This window comes from Serratia sp. (in: enterobacteria) (assembly GCF_046715635.1).
In the GTDB taxonomy this organism is placed as follows: domain Bacteria; phylum Pseudomonadota; class Gammaproteobacteria; order Enterobacterales; family Enterobacteriaceae; genus Chania.
In genome coordinates this window covers 1-5,064 of sequence record NZ_JBKJYW010000282.1, presented here as the reverse complement: position 1 = coordinate 5,064, position 5,064 = coordinate 1, and the positions used below count along the sequence as shown (strand labels likewise).

At 53.4% G+C, this 5,064-nt stretch carries 7 protein-coding genes; 5 read left to right on the top strand and 2 right to left on the bottom strand.

Annotated elements, in window-relative coordinates:
* Nucleotides 1–398, bottom strand: a 398-nt coding sequence (locus ACLQ7H_RS13850) for a CNNM domain-containing protein (protein ID WP_411753166.1), incomplete at its 3' end; no start/stop codon positions are given.
* Between the two features lie 43 nt (nucleotides 399–441).
* Nucleotides 442–1,236: an inner membrane protein YpjD gene (locus ACLQ7H_RS13845; protein WP_024485182.1), complete on the bottom strand. Its 795-nt coding sequence runs from the start codon at nucleotides 1,234–1,236 to the stop codon at nucleotides 442–444.
* 166 nt (nucleotides 1,237–1,402) lie between these two features.
* On the opposite strand from ACLQ7H_RS13845, the gene ffh reads away from it, so the two are divergent.
* The 5 genes from ffh to rplS all read left to right on the top strand — a co-directional run bounded on the left by ffh (nucleotide 1,403) and on the right by rplS (nucleotide 5,024).
* Nucleotides 1,403–2,764: a signal recognition particle protein gene (gene ffh / locus ACLQ7H_RS13840; protein ID WP_411753165.1), complete on the top strand. Its 1,362-nt coding sequence runs from the start codon at nucleotides 1,403–1,405 to the stop codon at nucleotides 2,762–2,764.
* Between the two features lie 214 nt (nucleotides 2,765–2,978).
* On the top strand, nucleotides 2,979–3,227 hold the full coding sequence (gene rpsP / locus ACLQ7H_RS13835) for a 30S ribosomal protein S16 (RefSeq protein WP_004932501.1): 249 nt from the start codon (nucleotides 2,979–2,981) through the stop codon (nucleotides 3,225–3,227).
* A gap of 18 nt (nucleotides 3,228–3,245) precedes the next feature.
* Nucleotides 3,246–3,794 (top strand): ribosome maturation factor RimM, encoded by a 549-nt coding sequence (gene rimM, locus ACLQ7H_RS13830; RefSeq protein ID WP_021182184.1) that lies wholly within the window; start codon nucleotides 3,246–3,248, stop codon nucleotides 3,792–3,794.
* Between the two features lie 52 nt (nucleotides 3,795–3,846).
* Nucleotides 3,847–4,590 carry a tRNA (guanosine(37)-N1)-methyltransferase TrmD gene (trmD, locus tag ACLQ7H_RS13825; RefSeq protein ID WP_411753164.1) on the top strand — a complete coding sequence of 248 codons (744 nt, stop codon included), beginning with the start codon at nucleotides 3,847–3,849 and terminating at the stop codon, nucleotides 4,588–4,590.
* A gap of 77 nt (nucleotides 4,591–4,667) precedes the next feature.
* Nucleotides 4,668–5,024, top strand: coding sequence for a 50S ribosomal protein L19 (rplS, locus tag ACLQ7H_RS13820; protein WP_025120393.1), 357 nt, complete (start codon nucleotides 4,668–4,670; stop codon nucleotides 5,022–5,024).
* Nucleotides 5,025–5,064: the final 40 nt, after the last annotated feature.

Below are 5,064 nucleotides of genomic sequence, written 5' to 3'. Positions count from 1 at the left end.
GCCAGCAGGAAGCTGCTAGGGAAGGCAATTCGTTCAGGGTAGAGAGCAGCAAAGGTCTTGGGTAACACTTCGGCGAACAGCAGCACGACAAAGGTCAGCACCCCGGTGGCGATCGCAACGCCAATATCGCCATACAGGCGCATCCCGACGATAGTTCCCAGCGCGGAGGCCAGGATATTGACCAGGTTGTTGCCAATCAGCACCAGGCCAATCAGGCGATCAGGCTTTTGCAGCAGCTTCTCTACCCGGCGTGCGGCACGGTTGCCCTGCTTGGACAGGTGACGCAGACGATAGCGGTTGAGCGTCATCATGCCGGTTTCGGATGCTGAAAAATAAGCGGAGACCGCGACCATAATCACCAAAATGAAAATGAGGGTCTCTGTCGAAACGTGCTCCAACGCGGTATTCCTTATGTAGGGGAGATGAGTGCCCAGGCCTTACTTAGCGCACCATCATCAGTTCCTGGAGCAGGCGGCTACCGAAGTAGGCCATGGTAAGCAGAAAAGAGCCGGCAAAGCTGAACCAGACCACGCGCCGGCCACGCCAGCCTTCGTGATAATGGCCCCACAGCAGCACGATATAGACAAACCACGCCATGATCGACAGCACGGCCTTATGCACGTTCTCTTTGCTAAACAGGTTGTCCATATACAGCAGGCCGGTACACAGCGTCAGCGTCAGCAGCACTACACCGATTTGGGTGATATGAAACATCTTACGCTCAATACTCATCAGCGGCGGCATATCGGCACTGAAACTGAGTTTTTTATGTTTCAACAGGTAATCAAGCCAGGCGAGTTGCAGGGCGTACAGCGTGGCGATAATCAGGGTGGCGTAAGAGAACAACGCCAGGCCGATATGCACCATCAGCTCCGGGCTGGCTTCCAGATGGGTGATAAACTCCCCAGGCAGGAAGCTGGCAAACGCCAGATTGATCATCGCAAAGCTGTAGACGATCGGCAGCAGGAACCAACCGCGATCGCGAGAGGCGACGTAGGTCATCACCGAACAGATAATCAGGCCAACGATGGAGCCGATGTTCAGCAGGCTGAGATTTTGCCCGGCACTGACGTCAAAAATACGCTGCTGGAGGGCAATGGCATGGCAGACCAGCGCCACCACGGCCGAGACCAGCGCCAGCCGACGGTATGCGCTATTCTTCCGCAATAAACTGGGAATGATCAGTCCAAGGCTGAGCAGGTAGGCCATCAAAGCCACAAGAGAGAATACTGGCATAGCGTTATTTAGCATCGGCATGGTTAATTGGAATGCCAGTATAACGTTGAGCGGCCCCTACTCCAACCAATCTCCAACGCTGAAGCAGAGATCGTTGTAGCAACGTGTTATAATCGCCGCAATTGTGTCGCCACTGCGGCCTGACTCTTACGTTGAGCATGAGACGATGTTTGAAAATTTAACCGATCGATTGTCGCGCACCCTGCGCAATATCAGCGGCCGCGGGCGGCTGACCGAAGAGAACATTAAAGAAACCCTGCGTGAAGTGCGTATGGCATTGCTGGAAGCGGACGTTGCGCTGCCGGTAGTGCGTGACTTCATCAACCGTGTGAAAGAGAGCGCGGTTGGGCATGAAGTTAACAAAAGCCTGACGCCGGGCCAGGAATTCGTCAAAATCGTCAAAGGCGAGCTGATTGCCGCGATGGGCGAAGTGAACACCGAGCTGAACCTGGCGGCGCAGCCACCCGCGGTGGTGCTGATGGCAGGCCTGCAAGGTGCGGGTAAAACCACCAGCGTGGCCAAGCTCGGCAAATTCCTGAAAGAAAAGCACAAGAAAAAAGTCTTGGTGGTTTCTGCCGACGTGTATCGCCCTGCGGCGATCCGGCAGTTGGAAACCCTGGCGGAAGGCGTCGGCATCGACTTCTTCCCGTCAGACGTTAAAGATAAACCGATCGACATCGTTAACCGTGCGTTGCAACAGGCCAAGCTGAAGTTCTACGACGTGCTGATCGTCGATACCGCGGGCCGCTTGCACGTAGATGAAGCGATGATGGACGAAATCAAACAGGTACATGCGGCGATCAAGCCAGTGGAAACCCTGTTTGTGGTCGATGCCATGACTGGCCAGGATGCGGCCAACACCGCCAAAGCCTTTAACGAAGCGCTGCCGCTGACCGGCGTAGTGCTGACCAAGGTCGATGGTGATGCGCGCGGCGGTGCGGCGTTGTCTATTCGCCACATTACCGGCAAGCCGATCAAATTCCTCGGCGTGGGTGAGAAAACCGACGCATTGGAGCCATTCCATCCGGATCGCGTTGCCTCGCGTATTCTTGGCATGGGCGACGTGCTGTCGCTGATCGAGGATATCGAAAGCAAGGTTGACCGCGCACAGGCGGAAAAACTGGCTAACAAGCTGAAGAAGGGCGACGGTTTCGACCTGACCGACTTCCTCGACCAGCTTAAGCAAATGCGTAATATGGGCGGTATGGCCAGCATGCTGAGTAAACTGCCGGGTGCAGGCCAACTGCCAGATAACGTAAAATCGCAGATGGATGACAAAGTGCTGGTACGCATGGAGGCGATCATTAACTCAATGACGTTGAAAGAGCGTGCCAAGCCGGAAATTATCAAGGGTTCACGCAAGCGTCGTATTGCGATGGGCTCCGGCATGCAGGTGCAGGATGTTAATCGGTTGTTAAAACAATTCGACGATATGCAACGCATGATGAAGAAGATGAAAAAAGGCGGAATGGCGAAGATGATGCGTGGCATGAAAGGTATGATGCCGCCGGGCTTCCCTGGCCGTTAAAACCACGCCGCAGCAAGGCTGTGGCGGGTTTGCCGATTTACCGATCACGGTAAAACCTGTCCGAGAGCGTGATGGTGCAAAAACGAATTACTGGCAATCTACGCTTTAGATTGCTTTTTGCGCCAAAATGAGTAAAATTTTCGGGCTTTTTATATTGCAACCGGGCCCCGTCCCTCAATGGGGCCCGGCTGTTTTATTAACTAAAGAGGATGTTATGGTAACAATTCGTTTGGCTCGTGGCGGCGCTAAAAAGCGTCCGTTCTATCAAGTAGTAGTAACAGACAGCCGCAATGCTCGTGATGGTCGTTTCATCGAGCGTGTAGGTTTCTTCAACCCAATCGCATCTGGTCAGGCTGAAGCACTGCGCCTGGACCTGGATCGCATTGAGCACTGGGTTGGTCTGGGTGCTACCGTTTCTGATCGCGTTCACGCGCTGATCAAAGACGCTAAGAAAGCAGCTTAATCTGTCGCGGTGGTGGCAATGAGCAAGCAACTCAAACCGGTAGCACCTAAGCAGCCGATTGTACTCGGTAAGATGGGGTCTACTTACGGCATTCGTGGTTGGCTCAGAGTGTTTTCATCCACCGAGAACGCCGAAAGCATATTTGACTATCAGCCCTGGTTAATCCAGCGCTCTGGTCAGTGGCAGTTTGTCGAGTTGGAAGACTGGAAACGCCACAGTCAGGATCTGATCATCAAGGTCAAAGGCATTGACGATCGGGATGCGGCGAATTTACTGACCAATTGCGAAATTGTGGTAGATTCCGAGCAGTTGCCTCCGCTGGAAGGCGATGATTACTACTGGAAAGACCTTATGGGTTGCCAGGTAGTCACCACTTCCGGATACGAACTGGGTAAAGTCATCGATATGATGGAAACCGGTTCTAACGACGTCATGGTCGTGCGGGCAAACCTGAAAGATGCATTCGGTATGAAGGAGCGGTTGGTCCCGTTTCTTCATGGGCAGGTTATCAAGAAAGTCGATCTCGCCGCCAAGATTATCGAGGCTGAGTGGGATCCTGGTTTTTGACCTCCGGATTTAATGGTCGAAGCAAGTGGAATAACAACATGGGGATTGGCTGGTGTTCATTGGTATCGTAAGCCTGTTTCCTGAGATGTTTCGCGCAATCACCGATTACGGGGTAACTAGCCGGGCAGTAAAAAATGGCCTGCTGAGCGTGCAGTGTTGGAGTCCGCGTGACTTCACCTACGACCGGCATCGTACCGTGGACGATCGCCCTTATGGCGGCGGCCCGGGAATGCTGATGATGGTGCAACCCTTGCGGGAAGCTATTCATGCAGCAAAAGCAGCGGCAGGCGAGGGAGCAAAGGTGATTTATCTGTCACCTCAGGGGCGCAAGCTGGATCAAGCCGGTGTGCGCGAACTGGCGGCTAACCAGAAGATGATCCTGGTGTGTGGCCGCTACGAAGGGATAGACGAGCGCGTGATCCAAACCGAAATTGACGAAGAATGGTCAATCGGCGATTACGTTCTCAGCGGCGGTGAACTACCGGCAATGACCCTGATCGATTCGGTCGCCCGCTTTATACCGGGTGTTCTGGGCCATCAGGCTTCGGCAGAAGAAGATTCTTTCGCTGAGGGATTGCTGGACTGCCCGCACTATACCCGCCCGGAGGTGTTAGAAGGGATGGAGGTGCCGCCAGTTCTGCTGTCGGGCAACCATGCCGAGATACGTCGCTGGCGCTTAAAGCAGTCGCTGGGCCGTACCTGGCTTAGAAGACCTGAACTTCTAGAAAGCCTAGCTCTGACTGACGAGCAAGAGGTGTTACTGGCCGAGTTCCAACGGGAACATCGAGCTAAGTAGCAGGACTATGAAGGGAACGTCTGAGCATTGTCTCGACGAGACCGATATATCAGTTTACCTAGGGTAAGAGACATATTATGAGCAACATTATTAAGCAAATTGAACAAGAGCAGATGAAGCAAGACGTACCTGCATTCCGTCCAGGTGATTCCCTGGAAGTGAAGGTATGGGTCGTTGAAGGTAGCAAAAAACGTCTGCAGGCATTCGAGGGCGTGGTTATCGCTATTCGTAACCGCGGTCTGCACTCTGCATTCACTGTTCGTAAGATTTCCAACGGCGAAGGTGTTGAGCGTGTATTCCAGACTCACTCCCCAGTAATCGACAGCATTACTGTTAAACGTCGTGGTGCCGTTCGTAAAGCCAAACTGTACTACCTGCGTGAGCGTACCGGTAAGTCTGCTCGTATCAAAGAGCGTCTGAACCGCGTTAACTAACGCTGCATCCAAAAGTTAATAGTGATAAGGGGATTACCGT